This window comes from Lysinibacillus sp. DFXJR4, assembly GCF_057196045.1.
The window spans coordinates 187,934-205,682 of sequence record NZ_JBXUNW010000005.1 but is presented as its reverse complement, the minus strand read 5'-3'; the positions used below and the strand labels follow the sequence as shown (position 1 = coordinate 205,682).

18 protein-coding genes and 1 pseudogene are annotated in these 17,749 nt (G+C 36.5%); all 19 read right to left on the bottom strand.

The annotated features are described in order from the left end of the window. Positions 1 to 132 precede the first annotated feature (132 nt). The 19 genes and pseudogenes from AC2CGN_RS13745 to AC2CGN_RS13655 all read right to left on the bottom strand — a co-directional run bounded on the left by AC2CGN_RS13745 (position 133) and on the right by AC2CGN_RS13655 (position 17,741). Entirely contained in the window at positions 133 to 471 is a 339-nt protein-coding gene (locus tag AC2CGN_RS13745) for a cupin domain-containing protein (protein WP_429990046.1), read from the bottom strand. Positions 472 to 545: 74 nt separating this feature from the next. After that, positions 546 to 1,082, bottom strand: coding sequence for a hypothetical protein (locus AC2CGN_RS13740; protein ID WP_484514419.1), 537 nt, complete (start codon positions 1,080 to 1,082; stop codon positions 546 to 548). Positions 1,083 to 1,309: 227 nt separating this feature from the next. Continuing rightward, a complete protein-coding gene (locus AC2CGN_RS13735) occupies positions 1,310 to 1,603 on the bottom strand; it encodes a GNAT family N-acetyltransferase (protein ID WP_484514417.1) in 294 nt (97 codons plus the stop codon). Beyond that, on the bottom strand, positions 1,573 to 1,824 hold the full coding sequence (locus AC2CGN_RS13730) for a GNAT family N-acetyltransferase (RefSeq protein WP_484514415.1): 252 nt from the start codon (positions 1,822 to 1,824) through the stop codon (positions 1,573 to 1,575). Before AC2CGN_RS13730 ends, AC2CGN_RS13735 begins: the two co-directional genes overlap by 31 nt. 76 nt (positions 1,825 to 1,900) lie before the next feature. Continuing rightward, positions 1,901 to 2,911, bottom strand: a complete 1,011-nt coding sequence (locus AC2CGN_RS13725; protein ID WP_484514413.1) for a hypothetical protein — start codon at positions 2,909 to 2,911, stop codon at positions 1,901 to 1,903. A gap of 154 nt (positions 2,912 to 3,065) precedes the next feature. Continuing rightward, complete coding sequence (locus AC2CGN_RS13720; RefSeq protein WP_283868410.1) at positions 3,066 to 3,218, bottom strand: YpzG family protein; 153 nt, start codon at positions 3,216 to 3,218, stop codon at positions 3,066 to 3,068. Between the two features lie 575 nt (positions 3,219 to 3,793). Beyond that, positions 3,794 to 4,792, bottom strand: a complete 999-nt coding sequence (locus tag AC2CGN_RS13715) for a LacI family DNA-binding transcriptional regulator (protein ID WP_429982122.1) — start codon at positions 4,790 to 4,792, stop codon at positions 3,794 to 3,796. 75 nt (positions 4,793 to 4,867) lie between these two features. Next, the gene (gene allD, locus AC2CGN_RS13710) at positions 4,868 to 5,866 is read right to left on the bottom strand and encodes an ureidoglycolate dehydrogenase (protein ID WP_484514410.1); all 999 of its coding nucleotides are present in this window, start codon (positions 5,864 to 5,866) and stop codon (positions 4,868 to 4,870) included. A gap of 17 nt (positions 5,867 to 5,883) precedes the next feature. Continuing rightward, complete coding sequence (locus tag AC2CGN_RS13705) at positions 5,884 to 6,891, bottom strand: zinc-binding alcohol dehydrogenase family protein (RefSeq protein ID WP_484514408.1); 1,008 nt, start codon at positions 6,889 to 6,891, stop codon at positions 5,884 to 5,886. Next, positions 6,879 to 7,388: pseudogene (locus AC2CGN_RS13700) on the bottom strand (mannitol dehydrogenase family protein); the annotation flags it as partial. The pseudogene AC2CGN_RS13700 and the gene AC2CGN_RS13705, both read right to left, overlap by 13 nt. 15 nt (positions 7,389 to 7,403) lie before the next feature. Next, a complete protein-coding gene (locus tag AC2CGN_RS13695) occupies positions 7,404 to 8,144 on the bottom strand; it encodes a mannitol dehydrogenase family protein (protein ID WP_484514406.1) in 741 nt (246 codons plus the stop codon). A gap of 12 nt (positions 8,145 to 8,156) precedes the next feature. Continuing rightward, positions 8,157 to 9,656 (bottom strand): UxaA family hydrolase, encoded by a 1,500-nt coding sequence (locus tag AC2CGN_RS13690; protein ID WP_484514404.1) that lies wholly within the window; start codon positions 9,654 to 9,656, stop codon positions 8,157 to 8,159. A gap of 21 nt (positions 9,657 to 9,677) precedes the next feature. Continuing rightward, positions 9,678 to 10,943, bottom strand: coding sequence for an MFS transporter (locus AC2CGN_RS13685; RefSeq protein ID WP_429987552.1), 1,266 nt, complete (start codon positions 10,941 to 10,943; stop codon positions 9,678 to 9,680). Positions 10,944 to 10,979: 36 nt separating this feature from the next. Continuing rightward, positions 10,980 to 11,813, bottom strand: a complete 834-nt coding sequence (locus tag AC2CGN_RS13680; RefSeq protein ID WP_484514401.1) for an SDR family oxidoreductase — start codon at positions 11,811 to 11,813, stop codon at positions 10,980 to 10,982. Beyond that, the gene (locus AC2CGN_RS13675) at positions 11,806 to 12,828 is read right to left on the bottom strand and encodes a zinc-binding alcohol dehydrogenase family protein (protein ID WP_484514399.1); all 1,023 of its coding nucleotides are present in this window, start codon (positions 12,826 to 12,828) and stop codon (positions 11,806 to 11,808) included. The genes AC2CGN_RS13680 and AC2CGN_RS13675 overlap by 8 nt, the downstream gene beginning before the upstream one ends. Before the next feature lie 9 nt (positions 12,829 to 12,837). Continuing rightward, positions 12,838 to 13,902 carry a mannonate dehydratase gene (gene uxuA / locus AC2CGN_RS13670; RefSeq protein WP_429987555.1) on the bottom strand — a complete coding sequence of 355 codons (1,065 nt, stop codon included), beginning with the start codon at positions 13,900 to 13,902 and terminating at the stop codon, positions 12,838 to 12,840. 12 nt (positions 13,903 to 13,914) lie between these two features. After that, a complete protein-coding gene (locus AC2CGN_RS13665) occupies positions 13,915 to 14,535 on the bottom strand; it encodes a bifunctional 2-keto-4-hydroxyglutarate aldolase/2-keto-3-deoxy-6-phosphogluconate aldolase (RefSeq protein ID WP_484514397.1) in 621 nt (206 codons plus the stop codon). A 12-nt stretch (positions 14,536 to 14,547) separates the two neighbouring features. After that, on the bottom strand, positions 14,548 to 15,501 hold the full coding sequence (locus tag AC2CGN_RS13660; RefSeq protein WP_429982132.1) for a sugar kinase: 954 nt from the start codon (positions 15,499 to 15,501) through the stop codon (positions 14,548 to 14,550). 596 nt (positions 15,502 to 16,097) lie between these two features. Then, a complete protein-coding gene (locus AC2CGN_RS13655; RefSeq protein ID WP_484514395.1) occupies positions 16,098 to 17,741 on the bottom strand; it encodes a sensor domain-containing diguanylate cyclase in 1,644 nt (547 codons plus the stop codon). Between the last annotated feature and the right edge of the window lie 8 nt (positions 17,742 to 17,749).

The following is a 17,749-nucleotide window of genomic DNA, read 5'->3' as shown; positions in this document are numbered from 1 at the left end:
GAGGTATGAGCTTTTATCAAGCAAGAGGCTTTGTGAAACTAGCAGAGTATGAAAATCTATTCGATGGGCATATAAGTTAAACTCAGCTTAAAGCTGTAACGGAGCTAAAATTTACTCCGTTACAATTTGTGACTAGGCAAGATTGATTTGCTTAGATTCGAGGACAAGTGCTGTTAATCCCGAGTCACTTCCTGATTCATGTGCTTGGCCTTTTTGCCAAAATACACCCTCTCCAGCCTTTAAAAATATCTTCTCCTTATCTGCTCCACAAATCCATCCTTCACCTTGAATGACTATAAATAACTGGGGAACAGGAGCCTCATGCATTCCAACGATACCACCCTGCTCTATATACATAAAGCCAATACTCGTTGGTTCTACCGTTCTCATTATCTTCTTATAGAAAGCGTCTACTGAATCATAATTTATAATTTGATTGGCAAACTCTTGTGTGAAATTAAATATTTTCATATTATTTATATTTCCTTCCTATGAAATTAAACTATATTATTCTTAAAAGCATTGTGAGACAGCCCATGCCTTCACTATGCTAATTCTTCCTGTGCAAATGCTAACAGCGTCCCATCTTCTTTCTTGAAATAAAAAGCAAATGCATCATAGCCATTTCTTTTGATTGTGTTCCAGTCTGCTGTTTCTCCGCTAATCAGTTGTACATAACCTTGGTCATCTACCTCATAGTCATCCACTTCTTCATCGAAATCAATATTATAAAAAAATGATAATACAATCTCTGTTGGGGGCATGTTATATTTTTGAAGTGAACGATTAACACGTTGTTCTTCTGTATACTCATCACAAAACAATGCATTATAGCCATGCATGGTCCCATCAAACAATAAAATTTCCTCTGCTGTTAATGGGTCCTTTGCAACGATTTTAGTGGTTGTACCTGTAATGAAAGGCATTACCTCCCCCTCAAGCGATAACATATCACCATAATACCAAATTTCAAATTGTTGATTGCCAGTGCTAGAACAAAGCTGTAAGTGTGATTCAACTTCGTTTGGTTGTTGTACGTTTTCTGCAAATGGCTGTAAATATGTTGGAATTGGAATATTCATTACTTTCACTCCTTTTTAATTAACTTTATGCACTATTATAATAAAAGGAAACATTTAACTTTATCTAATGAAGATATATTATTCAACCAGAAGGCATAGTTATTGTAAATGGTGATAAAAATTTAATGATTCCAGGTGGGTATTAATGGAAAAAGGAAAGACGTTGATAGCGCATAGATTTTGTATAAAAGTCTATACCTAGAATTTGATTAGCCAATTTAATGAAATTAAACCATCTTATACATTAAAACATCATCAATATATTGCTTATCATTTAACTTAATTTCATTGATTTTTCTTCCTTCCTCCACAAATCCCATCTTTTTATAGAGAGCAATGGCACTTTCATTTGTTGAAAATACGCCAAGACTAATCTTTTCAATATATGGATTGAGCTCTGCCCACTTTAGTAGCTTCTCAAGCAAACGTTTTCCTATCCCAAGACCACGATATTCTTTTAATATCATCATGCCAAAGGAACCTGTATGAGCTAATCGTTTTCGATTTGGTGATTGAAACACAAGCAACCAACTATTTTTTCTTGATATTGTGCGATTAAGATTAATTCTCGTTCATTTTCTAATTTTGCTTGTATCCATTTTCTTTGCTCATCAATCGTTTGCTGAAATTCCTCTAATGTAGTGATTAAATAATCAACTTCTGCTAAAACTTCACTCTGTATTGCCAGCATATTTTCAGCATCCTCTTCAGTGGCAGCTCTAATTTTGATTTGTTCTGTCATTTAGTATCTCTCCCTTCAAAAAAGCAACACAAATAGTCTCCTTATATGATATGGACATCAAGGAGACTAAATGATTTTAATGATTTCTAGTCAGATATCTTTGGAAATTTTTTAAATCCTTTGCCAAAAACTCATTGGATAACCAAGCATTTGTTGTTTTGATATCCTCCATAAAATTGGAAAGAGAGGTTTTATCTAATTGACTAAATTGCTTTGAAACCTCTGTATTTTTAATGTTTTTTTGCCAATTACCATAGTCTTTTATTTTTTCTTGCACGAGATGTGGTTGATTTGTATAAATCGATTTTACCAATTGATTATATTCCTTGAATGCTTCCACAAGCGCATCTTTATCCTGTTTTTCAGTAGCAGCTACTATTTTATCTTTAAAGCTCTGCCATTTTTCAGGGTACGCCTCTTTTACTAAATCATCTATATGAATATAATCATCCGGTGCATGTACTAATGGTCCCTTTTCAATGGTATATGAAACAGTACCATTGTCATTTTTCACGCCATTGACTGCAAATTTTGCAATTGTTGTCATAGCCTCCATAAAATCTTTTGCCTGTTTTCCCTGTAAGTAGTTATCTGCAATAAATTGCGCTTTTTCTAAACCAAGTGAAATCATGGCTTGACGCTGTTCTTCCGTCATATTGCCAACATTATGCACTAAGAGATTTTGAGAGATTGTTGAATATGTAGCATCTAGTGCTTGCTGACTTGCACCTTTTAAGCTATTGACAAGTTTCTCGTTTGTTTGAATATGCGGGATGATGATGGCAAGAACATTATGTTCAATTTCCTCATCCAATCGAGCCTGCTGTTCCGCACGAATAGCCAGCTGCTCCTCACTTTCTACGTAGTTTAATTTCCCTCCATCCTTAAACATAGAGGTTATTTTTTGAGCTATCTCCTCTGGTGCCTCTTGCAATTGAATGTGAGAATCGAATAAACTACGCGCTTCATTTCCAATTGTGACAACATCCTGACCCTTTTTTAAAGTTTGAGGATTTCCATCTTCCTTAGACAGAGTATGGATGGTTTGAAGAAAATTAACTGTATTTGTATATGATGTTATTTTCATTATAATCCCCTCTCCCTTTTAAATTCGTTAGAGTTTATATCGGATTAATTACAAAATAATTGAAGATAAAAAAATAATTGGGTCTATTTTAGCTTACAAAATAAAAAACCCAGAATAAATTCTGGGCTTGATGACACTTACTTTTCTAGCATGATTAAAACTGTCGGGCCTTTGCTTCACTTCTCAAGATACGGTTGTGGAGAGTAATCTCCGTTTCACCATTTACTTGAGATTTAGAATGCTTAATCCTTGACCAGTTGCGGTGGATTTTTTGAGATTTGGGGTCTAATTGTTCAAACCTACTCATTTTTCCATCCTCCTCATCATTATAGATTTCATAAGTGAAATCCGTTTTAGTATGACCTACGAATTAAAAATTATTCTTCCCACACTTTTAAAAGGTATGGTAGGCAAATAATAGGAGGTCCCTTAAGTTAGCCGTTTTATTGGGATATAACTAACACACCTTAATTAACTACAGTATCAGTGCCATCAATAAAAAATTTAATAACCATTAAATATTTTGCCCTATATTGTGTAAGAAAATTAATCATTCATTAAGATTTTTTCTCTTCGAATATTTACCATCTTCCGAGTTGATATATATACACTTTCTATTGTGTTTTCCTTAATTATTATTTTTTGAGCCTCTAAATAAGTAAAATTAGGTAGATGATAAAAAGTAATAAAGCTTATTAATAGCCCTATAGGACAACTTTGTCGCATGGTGAAACAGCTAAATCCTGTCTCGAACGATACAGTCACCTTTTTTTTACCACAGAAGCATCGGCTAAGTCGTGAATTTGAACAAGAAAAAGGGGGATTATCAGTATTACTTAAAACAGCAACCCAAAGCTAGGAACTTAGCTAAGGGTTGCTGTTTTAGTTAGTTGAATCTCGATGAATGACTATTGGCTTAAAGCGATAGAGTTTTTGTTCATCAGCTATCTGTTCTTTTTTGATTTTTGCAAAGAGTAGTGAAGCAGATTTTTGAGCCATCGGTAGGATAGGCTGTTTTAATGTAGTAATGGAAGGAGTTAAAAAATTTGCATAGGGCACATCATCAACAGCTATCACTTGTAAATCATTCGGTACACGTAAGTTTCGCTTTTTTATATAAATCATTAATTCTTGAAAAATACGATCATTTGCAGCAATAATTCCCTTTGGTGGTTGTTCCAATGCAAATAATTGATCGAATATTTCTTCCATCTCTACTGGTTCACCATTTTTAATGTATCGCTCATCAACTAACATATTTTTATTTTGAAGTGCTTGGCGAAATCCTTCTAAACGTTCTACACGAGGAGTAATTGGTAAGGCTAAAGATGTGGTGATAATGGCTAACGGGTGCTTTCGAAACGTTTCCACTGCCGTACTCATTGCTGAAAAATTATCAAGCAATACAGCTGGAATATCCACTCCCTCTATAAAACGGTCGATAAAAACGATTGGAATCGCTTGTTGGTGAAGCCTTACATACAGATTTTTGTTTTCTCCTGTTGGAAAAACAATCAAGCCATCCACCTGTTTTTCTAGTAAAGTTTCGATATGTTTTTTTTCTTTTTTAGGATTATCCGCTGAATTACATACAATCATATGGAAGCCTTCTTTATCAAATTCTGCTTCCAGTGCATTTATAATTTTTGTTGAAAAGTCATGGATAATATTCGCTACTATAATACCTATCGTAAAGGTAGATTTCTGTTTTAAGCTACGTGCCATTAAATTTGGACGATATTGCAATGCTTCAATAGCTTCTTCAATTTTTTTACGAGTCTCTACACTCATATATTCATATCGCTTATTCAAATATTGCGAGACGGTACTATTCGAAACATTTGCATATTGCGCAACATCGGCAATTGTTGTTTTTTTCACTAAAATCAATCTCCTACCTATAAATATGGAAACTCTCCTTGGTATTATGTAGCATAGCATACTTTACTAGTTAAGTTAACTATTCAAATAGTTATATACTTGTTCTGGTAAATCAATGCCCTGATCCATTGTTTCCGCACTACATTTCTGTTCAATTTCACCAGGTACCAGTACCTGTTCAAAATTAGGTGCCGTTGGCGCATCATGTAATTCATTCATCATTTGTGAGATACTTGCTTTGAATTGATCAATATCTCCAAAAATATTTGGATCTAATACATATAAATATTGTCCTAGATTTCGTTTTTGTTCGTAATCGCTATACATTTTTGAAATGTGTGGACCAAAAGCTGCACTTGCTAAAATTCCGGAAAGAACATCTACTACAAGTGCCATACCATATCCTTTTGCCCCTGCAAAGGGTGTTAAAGATTTTACTTGATGAGGGTCTGTAGTTGGCACCCCTTGTGCATCAACTCCCCATGTATTTGGGATTGTTTCTCCTTTTTCACGTGCATATAAAATTTTCCCGAGTGCTACATTACTAGTTGCCATATCCAAAATGATTGGTTTATCGTTTGTTGGAAAACCGTAAGCTATTGGATTCGTCCCAAAATAAGGCTCTTTTCCTCCAAAAGGAACGACTGCAGAGTCGGTTTGTGAGCACATAATAGCAATTAAATTTTCACTAGTGGCCTGTTCAAGGAAATAGCCGAGTGCCCCACAATGGCTACTCTCTTGAATAATCGTTGTACATGAACCATGTTCCTTTGCTATTTTAATCGTTTCATCCATCGCTTCTTTACAAATAACATGTCCAAAACCATTATCACCTCTAAATAGAAGGTGATTTGTACCCCGTTTTTCTACTGAAAAATTTGGGTTTTTCGTTATGCCGCCTGCCTTTAAACGTGTTAAATAATGTTCCACACGCATAACACCATGAGAACTGACACCACGTAAATCAGCATAAATCAAAACATCTGCTACTTGCGCCGCCGTTTCAGCGTCAACACCCTGAGCTGTGAATTTTTGAACAACTATTTCTTTTAATACTGGTACAGAAATATTCATTGAAAATAATCCTCCCATTATTTAAAATAGATTTGGGCTTTATTCGTATTGTACTGTTTTGCCTCGAAGTAAGAAATTGCTTCGTCAAATGCAATATTTTTCGTGACATAGCCTTGCTTTATAGCACCTGATTGCATATAGTTCATGACTGTCTCAAAATCTTCCAAAGTAGCATTACGACTACTTTTCAACGTTAATTCCTTTGAATGGAATTCAGGATCGTTAAATGTAATCGTCTTCTTCATTAAGCCAATAAATACTAATGTTCCGCTATTTTCTACGTACTGGAACGAAGATTCCATTGATTGTTGATTACCTGTTGCATCAAAGACAACTGTAGGAAGTTCGCCATTAAAATTTTCATGTAATTGGGACATTACCTCATGACTACCAACAATTACGCCATCCGCTTCCGTCCATGCCTGTCCTGCTTTTAAACGTTCTTCATTCAAGTCCATTAAAACTGTTTTTGCTCCCCGTAATTTAGCAAAGCGTGCCGCTCCTAACCCAATTGGCCCTGCACCGATGACAAGTACTGTATCATTCTCTGTTAATTCTGAACGACGAACAGCATGAGCACCAATAGCTAATGGCTCAACAATAGCTAATTGATCGCCTGACACTGCATTATCTGTAATCACAATACTGTCATCGACTACGATATACTCACCCATACCTCCATCCATATGTACACCTAATACTTTCAAGGATTTACAGCAGTTCGTTTGGCCTCGACGACATGCAACACACTCCCCACAATGGATGTATGGAATAACTGTTGCACGATCTCCTACTTCAATGGCTTTTACTGCTTCACCGACTTCTTCCACGATAGCAGCTAGTTCATGGCCTAACACACGTGGATAACTAAAGAATGGCTGTTCACCTGCAAAAGCATGTGTATCTGTTCCACACACGCCAATATGTGTGATTTTTAATAGAACATCATGACTTCTTACAATACTTGGCTTGTCTACCTCACGTTCCACCATATGAAACGGTTCTTTAATAATCAATTGTCGCATACTATTTCCTCCAATAATCTATGAATTGTGGATAATTGTTGAATCACCTCGGTTGCATCACATTGAAAATGCTGTTCGATAAATTGTTGCATTGGCTTTGTCTGCCCCTGTTCAAAATGGTTATGGATATCAACCAACTTTTCGATAACCTGATCGGATTCACGCATGGAAAAGCGTGTTGGATTCATTGCATATATCCCTAATGCTAAAGCTTGATAGTATATTTCTGTTTCAGCAAATGGAGCAATACGTGTTTGCCACTTTGATAATTCATTTAATTGAATATCATATAGCTGATGCTCAATAAATGGATTTAAAAAACGTTCAAAGACATCTTGCTGATAGCGTTCATCTACTTGGAATCGTTGTGTAAAATCGTTTGTTACTTTTTCAATAAAGGCTCGAACGCCTGCATTAGAAAATGCCTCTCTTACGGTTGTATAATTATAAATTTTGCCAAATGCTGAAAGCAAAATATGACTACCATTTAAAATGGCGACTTTGCGTTTCCGTTACATGTCTAAATCATCAAAAACAAAAGGTAAATCAAGACATGTTGGCCAATATTTAAAAGGCTCTTTCTGATCAATCACAAATAAGAAATAGGGTTCACAAACTGTATATAAGGCATCCTTTCCCTGATACTCTTGTGGATAACCCGTTACAATACGGTCTACTAGTGTATTACAAAAAGTTAAAGTAGCGAGCCAGTCATTAAATGCTATAGGCAAGTTCCAGTCTTTGGCATGCTGTAGACAAATCGTTTTTAGTGTAGAGCCATTCTGTTCTATTAATTCCAGAGGCACAATTGCCAATTGTTTTTCACCTTGAAAATGATTGTAATATTGTTCTAGAAAGACTGTTAACTTTGCTGCATAGCTTGTTGGACAGGCAGTAGGGTATGGGATATTTTCGTAATAAATACCTGCCTCTGTTGTATTAGACACAATCATTTCTAATGTTTCTGACTGCGCATATTGTAAAAATGTATGCCAGTTCTCATATGGATGAATAGTATCTTGAATAATCTTAATAGTGGTTTCTTCTTCTACAACCTCACCATTTTTTAACCCACGTTCCATCACAGTGAATTGCAACTGTTGTTCTTCTAGCTGTTTAACTGTTTTTCCTCTTGCTGTTGCTGCGACTGAAACGATACTGCAAGGGACTCGTAGTTTTTCAACTGCTAAGTCAAAAAAGCCTCTAATAAAATTCCCATCACCTATTTGCATGATTTTAATAGGATGCTTCATATCATTTCTCTCCTACATCGTCACGCCATCTTTAAAAATGGCGATTTCTTTGAATCCATATTTCTCATTATTTGTTTGTACTTCTCCTGAAGCTAGCGCTACTATATAATCCATAAATTCATCCACTAATACATCCATCGGCTTACCTTCCACTAACTGCCCTGCGTTAAAGTCAATCCAATTTTTTTTGCGTTCATAAAGTGGTGTATTTGTTGAAATTTTGACTGTAGGTGTCGGTCCTCCAAACGGTGTGCCCCTACCTGTTGAAAAAAGGACGATTTGGCAACCCGTTGAGGCAAGTGCTGTTGTTGATACAAGATCATTTCCTGGACCGTTTAATAAATGTAGCCCCTTTGTTGTCATACGGTCTCCGTAATCAAGCACTTCTTTTACCTCTTGGAACCCCCCTTTTTGAATACAGCCAAGTGATTTTTCCTCCAATGTTGTTATTCCACCCGCTTTGTTTCCTGGAGAAGGATTTTCATAGACAGGTTGATTATATTTCATAAAATACTGTTTAAAATCATTTACTAAGTGCACAATATCCTCAAAAACAGAGACATTTTTTGCACGTTCCATTAAAATCTGTTCAGCACCAAACATTTCTGGAACTTCCGTTAACACCGTTGCACCGCCTGCAGAGATCAATTGATCAGAAAATGCGCCAATCATCGGATTAGCTGTAATGCCAGAGAAACCATCACTACCGCCACATTTTAAACCAATTTTCAGTTCTGAAATAGGGTACGCTTGTCTTTCGAATGTCGTCACATAGTCAAAGGCCTTTTCAAGCAATTGTTGACCCTCTTTCATTTCATCTGCAGATTCTTGAACATTTAAAAAGGCTACGCGTTGTTCATCATAATGGCCGATTGTTTTCTTAAATAGCTCAATATAATTGTTCTCACACCCTAGCCCAAATACAATCACTGCCCCTGCATTTGGGTGGTGAATTAAATTAGCTAATATTTTTTGTGTATACGTTAAATCATCACCGAGTTGTGAACAACCATATGGATGAGCGAAATGCTGTACACCATCAAAGTTGTCAGCCTTCAAAAATTGATTGCCTAACTTCGCCAGATTTTCAGCTACTTTGTTAATACATCCAACCGTATTAATAATCCAGATTTCATTTCGTACACCAACCTGACCATCTGTTCTACGATATCCCTTGAATGTGCGCTGTGCATGACGAGGCTCGGCTATGGGATGTGTTTTTGGATTAAATTCATAGCTTAATTCACCCGATAAATTGGTTTTCATATTATGTGAGTGAACCCAACTACCTGCTAGGATTTCTTCTCTCGCATGTCCAATTGGAAAACCATATTTTGTGATATGTGTATCTTTAGAAAGAGTTGTGATGGCAATCTTATGCCCACGTTGTACTGATTGCTGTAACGTTATTTCTATCCCATCCAATGGAAGTAAAAAGCCTTGAGGAAGATCACTCAAGGCTATGGCAACATTGTCCATCGGATGAATTTTAATAACTGACTGATTGTTCATTTGAATCCATCCTTTCTATTTCTAAGCTATTTCTTTATGAACAATTGGTGTAACAAATTTAATAACTGCTAAGGAAGCGATGACTGCTAAACCACCTGCAAGTAAGAAAGCCGCAGAGAACGTGCCTGTTTTATCTACTAAGAAGCCTGTTAAAGTTGGTCCAATAATCCCTGCCGTGTTTGCAAGGAAATGCATAAAACCACCAACAGATCCAACATATTTTGATTCCACCACGTCATTGATGATTGCCCAATAAATAGCACCTGTTAAATATAAGAAGAAAACAGAGGTAGCAACAAGCGCGACAGCACTAACTGTTGTTGTTACAATACCTGCACAGCCAATAGATACGGCTGCTAAGAATAAGCATGTAACTAGAACGACTTTACGAGAGAATAAAACACCCTTACGCATAAAGCGTTTATAGATGAAATCCGATACAATCCCACTCAATGCTAAACCGAAGAATCCTAAAATCCATGGAATAACGGTTACGATACTCATATCTTTAACAGCCATGCCACGAGCCTCTACTAAATAGCTTGGGAACCAAGTTAAGAAAAAGAATAGGATATAGTTATAGGCAAAGAATGAAAAAGCTGTAAACAATACTGTTGGTTGTTTTAAGTAGTAAGACAGTCCACGACTATGATTGATATCTTCTGCTGCAATTTCTAAATTTGCCATTGGTTCTACATTTTCTTCTTTGTTTGGCTTTTCTTTTACTACTTTAAACCATACAATTGCCCAAATAAATCCAAGAATCATAATCGCAATAAATGAATATTTCCAGCCATATGCTAATGCAATATAACCAACAATTGGACCTGCAATTGCACCACCAAGTGGCGTACCACTATTGGCTAGCCCTACTACAGAGGCACGTTTATCTGCTGGGAACCAGTTATTCACCATTTTATTTATGGTTGAAGACAATGGCCCTTCTGCCATACCAAAGACAATACGAACAATAATCAACGAAGCAAACCCAACGACTAATACCATTGCTCCACTGAATAAAGACCATACAATCATCGCTACAAATAGCGTTAACTTGGCACCAAATTTATCGGAAGCCATTCCGCCCAAGAAGTTGAAAATGGCATATCCAACAGAGAAACTACTAAAGATAATCCCTAATTGTGTCGACGTTAGATGAATATCCTCTTGAATAAATGGTGCTGCAATCGATAATGCTGAACGGTCTAAATAGTTAATGACACCTGCTAAAAATAGCATGACAATAACAACCGTTTTGCCATCTCCAAAAATACCTTGTTGTTTCATATCTTTCACCCCTAAATTTGAAATAGATTCCCTTTGTTAAACGCCTGCGTAAGCCATAAATCCACCATCAACAGGAATCGTTACGCCAGTGACAAATGCTGAGTATGTATCATCAGCTAAAAATAATAATGTCCCTAATAAATCTTGTGGTTTACCAAAACGCTTTTGTGGTGTAGCTGTAATGATTTTTTCTGAACGTGCTGTTAGTGAGCCATCTTCTGTCAGCAATAGATTACGGTTTTGTTCGGTAATAAAAAATCCAGGTGCAATGGCATTAACACGTAAACCTGCTTCTGCAAAATGCACAGCCATCCATTGTGTAAAATTATGGATCGCTGCCTTTGCCGCGCTATATGCAGGCACTTTTGTCATAGGAGCATAGGAACTCATGGATGAAATATTAATAATCGTCCCCTTCGTTTTAAGCAATGCTTCGCCAAAAACTTGGGCAGCTAAAAATGTTCCTGTAAAATTATTCGAGAATACGCTTTCAAAACCGTTTGGCGTTAATTCAAAGAAATTTGGTGAAGTTGATTCTTCTTTATATACTTCATCAGCAGTAATGGCATCTGGATGATTGCCGCCCGCTCCATTAATAAGCACATCAATCCGACCATATTGCTGTAAAATTGCTTGCCTTGCTGCTATTAATGATTCTTTATTTAAAACATCCACAGAAAAATTAATCGCTTCCCCACCATTTTCTTTAATCGATTGGACGACTTCTTCTCCTTTTTGTGCTGTACGATTTAAAATAGCTACTCGCATTCCTTGCTTGGCCAATTCCTTTGCCATCTCAGAACAAAGAACACCACTGCCACCTGTTACAACGGCTACTTTATTTTGTAATGCCTCATGCACCTTACTCACCTACTTTTAAAATGACTTTACGTACTTCATTTGGGTTTTTTTCTATAAATTCAAAGGCTTCTTTTGCTTCATGTAATGAAAAAGTATGTGAAATTAAACCTTGTTGCTGTAGCTTTCCAGCATTGACAAGCTTGACTACGTTTTCAAATTGGAACGTTTGCAAACGCGAACCTTTTATTGACAATTCTTTCTTCGTAATTGGTAGAGGAGCAAGTTCAATAGCTTCCTCTCCAAAGCTAAGGACTACCACTCTTCCAGCCACTGAAACAGCATCAATAGAATTCTTAAAAGTTAGCGGAATACATACCGCATCAATAGATACATTGACGCCTACTCCATCTGTCCATTGATTAACAGCCTCTAATAAATCTTGTTCATTTACATTTACAACTTCATCCGCACCAAGTTCTTTTGCATAAGAGAGCTTAGTCGGATCCAAATCAGAAATCATCACGCGTGCATCCATTAATTTAGCCATCTTTAAAATGCAAATGCCAATTGGCCCTGCCCCTTGAATCAATAGCGTCTCACCAGCCTGTAATTCACCACGATATACTGCTTGGGCACCAATTGTATAAGGTTCGATTAAAACTGCCTCTTCTAAAGAAGTGTGGTCTGCTACTTTATGCAATTGCTTTTCAGCCACAACAAAACGCTCACGCATACCTCCATCTTCATGGACACCAAAAACAGAAAGCTGTTCGCAGACATTTGGTTGTCCTTTACGGCAAGCATAGCACTCTCCACAATAACGAATCGGTTCGACAACAACTTTGTCACCAGCTTTTAATCCTTGCACCTCCTGGCCAACCTCTAACACACGTCCAACAACTTCATGCCCTGGCACGCGAGGCAATGTCGCTAATGGATTCGAGCCATGATAAATATGCATATCTGATCCGCAAATACCAACATATTCGGTTTGAACAAGGACATCTGTTGGCTTTGTTATCACTGGTTCTGCTACATCAATTAAAGCCATTTCAAAAGGTTTGATTACTTGTAGTGCTTTCATACATGTCACCTATTTCTTTAGATTTTCATAAGCATCCCAAAGACCATTTAAATACATAATGCCAAGTGCTCGATCATATAAACCGTACCCTGGACGACATTGTTCTCCCCAAATATGACGACCATGATCTGGACGTACATAGCCTTCATAGTTTTGATCATTTAATGTGCGAACAATATTTTTAATATCGATTGAACCATCAGATGTAAAATGCGATGTTTCAAAGAAACTACCATTTTCCATAATCTTGACATTGCGAATATGGGCAAATGGAGCACGATATGCATATTTTTCAGCGATTGCAACCATATCATTTTGTGGATCTGCTCCCATTGAACCTGAGCAGAACGTAAAACCATTTGCCACTGAATCAGAGATTTTAATTAATTTTTCATAGCTTTCTGCTCCCGTAATAATGCGCGGTAAGCCAAAGATGGAATACGGTGGATCATCTGGATGAATCGCCATTTGAATACCTGCTTCTTCTGCAACTGGTAAAATGGCTTGTAAGAAATAAGCTAAGTTGTCCCAAAGTTTGGCTTCATCTACTTCCTTGTACTGCTCGAATAATTCAGAAAGTCGAGCTAATCGTTCTGGCTCCCATCCTGGAAGGGTTAAATCCGAAGAAGCGCTTACTTCATTCACTAGTTCTTGTGGATCTAAATTCATTACCTTTTCCTTATCAAAATAGAGAGCCGTTGAGCCGTCTTCTAATGGATGGAATAGGTCTGTACGTGTCCAATCAAATACAGGCATGAAGTTATAGCAAATGACCTTGACACCAACCTCGCCTAGGTTGCGAATAGATTGTTTATAGTTTTCAATATATTGATCACGTGTTGGCAATCCTAGTTTAATATCCTCATGGACATTGACACTTTCTACAACATCTGTATGGAATCCAAAAGAACGTATATAGTCAACCTCATCTTGAATGATCTCTTTTGTCCATACTTCCCCAGCTGCTAGATGATGTAATGCCCAAACAATTCCTTTTACATTTGGAATTTGTTTTACATCTTCTAATTTCACTGTATCATTGCCACGACCGTACCATCTAAATGTCATATTCATCCTTACTACCTCCTAGTTTGATAGATTTTTCATATACGCTTTTGCTTGAGCTACAACACCTTTATACCCATCCTTTGCAAATGCTTTATTTAAATCACTACCGATACCAACCGCGACTGCACCTGCATTTAACCATTCATTCATATTAGCTAAACCAACACCGCCTGTAGGCATAATTGTGATATTTGGTAGTGGACCTTTAACCGTTTTAATAAAGCTAGGTTCAAATTGATTTCCTGGAAATAATTTAATAATGTCACTTCCACCTTCAAGAGCTGTCACCATTTCTGTAATGGTCATACACCCTGGTAGGTACGGTATGCTATAGCGATTGCAAAGCTTTGCAATCGCAGCATTATAGCTTGGACTAACAACAAACTTTGCACCGTTTAAAATGGCGTGGCGCGCAGTCTCTACATCCAATACTGTACCTGCCCCAATTATTGCATCACTATGGCGTAATGCTTTAAAGGTTTCTTCAACAAATGGTGTTGTATACGTTATTTCAATTGCTCGAATGCCACCTGCAATGGCACCTTTTGAAATTTCTGTCGCTTCTTCAGGTGAACTTCCGCGAATAACAGCTACAACTTTTGCATCTGACAACGCTTTCAAAATTTCAATTTTTTGCATTCCTGACAACTCCTAACGCTCAATTAGTTTTTCATCGCCGATAAATTGCCTTAATTCTTGCAAGGATGGGAGCCCTTCATTGTCTCCTTTAATCGTTGCTACCAATGCCCCTGCACCATTGGCTAAACGAAGGCGTTCTGGGATATCGTAACCATTTAAATAGCTATAGACATACGCTGCATCAAATGCATCTCCTGCTCCAACAGTATCAATGGCACGAATGGAAAAAGCTTCTCGATCATACCGTTCGGTAGTTGTATAAACAGTGGCGCCTTGTTCACCTTTTTTCACAATAATTTCGTCTATTTTATAACTCTCTTGAACGCCTTTAACTGTACGCCCTTCAAATAAAAGTTCAAATTCATCCTGTCCTGTTAAAAGAAGATTAATAGATGGATACACTTTTTCGTATACAGCTCGGGCATCTTCTATAGTCCATAGTTTTAAACGTAAATTTGGATCAAAGGATATAGGAATATTTTTTGCTTGTGCTAAAGCAATCAATTTCAATGCAACTTGAATGTTATGTTTACATACTGCTAAATACACGCCGCTAATATGTAATAAATCCACATCATCGAGTACTGACTCATCAATTCGATCTTCAGTCAGCTCAAGTAAAGGTGATGGGTTGCGGTAATAAAACGATTTACCTGCACCGTCTTCTCGAATTTCCTTGAAGTAGATAGACGTTGGAATATGTGGTGTTCGTAAGACATGTGAAACATCAATCCCTTCACCACGCGCAAAGTTATAAATTAACTTGCCAAATTCATCGTCTCCAATACAACTAATCCATTTTGCTTCCATATCTAAACGTGTAACACCAATTGCAAAATTTAATTCTGCACCACCTACAGCTCGCTCAAAGGAAGGAACGAAACGTAGAGGACCTGTCTTAGATGGATTAAAAACGACCATTGCATCCCCAATCGTTGCAATTCGTTTATTTCTCAATATTTTCATCCCCTTCACAAGTAAAACGTTTTACTAAAACGTTTTACTAATACTAACATGATTTTTTTAGTGTTGCAACAATAATCCGATTATTTAGATAGTTGGAAACAAATGCGTTTACAAAAAAGTAGTCTCTAAATACATAAAAACCCCGTAAAATTCTAGCTTTTACGAGGAACATTCACTAATTATTGATAGTACAAGCAAACTTCAGGAGTTGACCAAATTAGATGTTGCAGAGGTACCATGGATTTATCATAAGAGAAACTTATTAATTTCGTATTGGCAAATTAACATCCGGATTTTGAATTGTTCCCACACAATTTTAGTAATACAAAATAGAACCATCCCTGCAAGATGAATGTACAAAACATATACACAATCGTTATATAAAAATTCATGATATTTCTCAAGAAGAGGTTACCCAACATATTACTATATTGGAGAAATCATTGAATTTAGCATAGGGAAATAAAACAAGATCTGCTAACTATATGTTCGTTTGACTGTACTATTGAAAATGGGGCTAAAAGTGGGCTAGTTTATATCTAACCCCCACTCAAACCGCTATATATATCAGTGCCTATTAGATTCTACTTAGCTAATTAAATATTTGTACCTACTTTAGTGCTATCATACACTCTAAGTTGATTTCTACCACTTTCCTTGGCAGTATAAAGTGCTTGATCAGCCTTATCAAGTAGCTCATAAAATGTAGCAACATCGCTGGCTCGACCATATTCTGCTATGCCAATACTCACTGTTACATTGATCTTTACATGATCATTTGTGTATGGATTCGCTTCTACATTTTCACGAACTCTTTCTGCTATTTTTATGGCACTTTCTATTGTTGTATCTGGAGATAAAATAACAAACTCCTCTCCCCCATACCTTGTGATTAAATCCACTCGTCGTACAGAATTAGAAATGATGTTGGCCACATGCTTTAACACCTCATCACCAATTAAATGTCCATAAGTATCATTAACCTTTTTGAAAAAATCAATATCAATGGCTATACATGAACATGCATTTTCATCTTCTAAACATTTCTCAAAAACAAGCTCTCCCTGCTCAATTAAATAAAAGCGGTTATAGAGCTTTGTGAGCTGACAGGTTATCGATAATTCCTTCAATAAAATTGTATCCTGTCTGACTTTGGTGCTCATATCATTAAAGGATGAACAAAGCTCCTGAAATTCCTGTGCATAAGGTGCTAGCTGGTGTTCATTTATTTGATAATCATAATTTCCTTGCTGTACCTTTCCAACACCTGTCAAAAGCTGTTGAATGGGTTCTTCAATTTTTTTTGAAAGCTGAAGCATAACTCTAATAGTAAAGAATGACCCTATGACAATACAAATGGCTATAAGAAGAAATCGAATAATGAGTGGTTTTAATGCATCGAATAAAACAATTTCTGAAATAATAAACCATTTTCCTTGATTGATTGGCTTACTTTTCGCAAACACCCATTTACCGTTCATATCTTTATAAACATGAAGGTCATTTGCCGTATTATTGACAGCGAAATCAAGAATATGCTCATCCACTATAAATTGTTCAGATGAGCTATCATTGTTTCTCACATTTAACTCAGTCAGCATCATGCCATTCTGATTCATAATATAGGCATGTCCAAGAAAGCCGACTCTTGATTCATGTAGGTACTGGTTGATTACCTGGACATTCACGGTTCCAAAAACTACGCCATTAAATTCTTGCTGCTCATTTAAAATAGGTGAGGCAAATGCAACAATTGGCTGATTGGTAACCTTACTGATAAAAATATCTGTGATGTAGGATTGTTGTGTTTTTTTGGCAATCTGAAAATACTCTCGATTTTGTACATTTACACCCTTCCCATTTGTTGTAAGTTCTGTAACGGTATCAAATTGCACAATGCCATCTTTATTGACGAAGATCAAGTCAGTAAAATCTGTTTTATCTTTGAAATCTTGAAAAAAAGCTTGTGCCTTTTCATAATGGTAACCTTTTACAAAGTCTAAATTAGCAATAGTATGTATATCACTGGAACGTTCTTTTAACCAGCTTTCAAAAAAGTATGTTTGAGCATTTAAATAATTTACCATCTCTTCATTTTGGTGCTGAATAGTTTGTCGGAACTCAATGAAAAGTGTTGGAATAAATATACAAAGTCCAATGATAAAAGTAATGAGTATAAGTGCCCTATGAAGCTGACCTCTTATCTTGTTTGGCTGTGGAATGTTTCTAAAAACCCTCAAAGTATTCA

Coding starts and splice junctions, on each gene's coding strand:
- AC2CGN_RS13745 (WP_429990046.1), bottom strand. CDS start 471: ATGAAAATATTTAATTTCACACAAGAGTTTGCCAATCAAATTATAAAT.
- AC2CGN_RS13740 (WP_484514419.1), bottom strand. CDS start 1,082: ATGAATATTCCAATTCCAACATATTTACAGCCATTTGCAGAAAACGTA.
- AC2CGN_RS13730 (WP_484514415.1), bottom strand. CDS start 1,824: ATGACAGAACAAATCAAAATTAGAGCTGCCACTGAAGAGGATGCTGAA.
- AC2CGN_RS13725 (WP_484514413.1), bottom strand. CDS start 2,911: ATGAAAATAACATCATATACAAATACAGTTAATTTTCTTCAAACCATC.
- AC2CGN_RS13720 (WP_283868410.1), bottom strand. CDS start 3,218: ATGAGTAGGTTTGAACAATTAGACCCCAAATCTCAAAAAATCCACCGC.
- allD (WP_484514410.1), bottom strand. CDS start 5,866: ATGAATATTTCTGTACCAGTATTAAAAGAAATAGTTGTTCAAAAATTC.
- AC2CGN_RS13705 (WP_484514408.1), bottom strand. CDS start 6,891: ATGCGACAATTGATTATTAAAGAACCGTTTCATATGGTGGAACGTGAG.
- AC2CGN_RS13695 (WP_484514406.1), bottom strand. CDS start 8,144: ATGAAGCATCCTATTAAAATCATGCAAATAGGTGATGGGAATTTTATT.
- AC2CGN_RS13690 (WP_484514404.1), bottom strand. CDS start 9,656: ATGAACAATCAGTCAGTTATTAAAATTCATCCGATGGACAATGTTGCC.
- AC2CGN_RS13685 (WP_429987552.1), bottom strand. CDS start 10,943: ATGAAACAACAAGGTATTTTTGGAGATGGCAAAACGGTTGTTATTGTC.
- AC2CGN_RS13675 (WP_484514399.1), bottom strand. CDS start 12,828: ATGAAAGCACTACAAGTAATCAAACCTTTTGAAATGGCTTTAATTGAT.
- uxuA (WP_429987555.1), bottom strand. CDS start 13,902: ATGAATATGACATTTAGATGGTACGGTCGTGGCAATGATACAGTGAAA.
- AC2CGN_RS13665 (WP_484514397.1), bottom strand. CDS start 14,535: ATGCAAAAAATTGAAATTTTGAAAGCGTTGTCAGATGCAAAAGTTGTA.
- AC2CGN_RS13660 (WP_429982132.1), bottom strand. CDS start 15,501: ATGAAAATATTGAGAAATAAACGAATTGCAACGATTGGGGATGCAATG.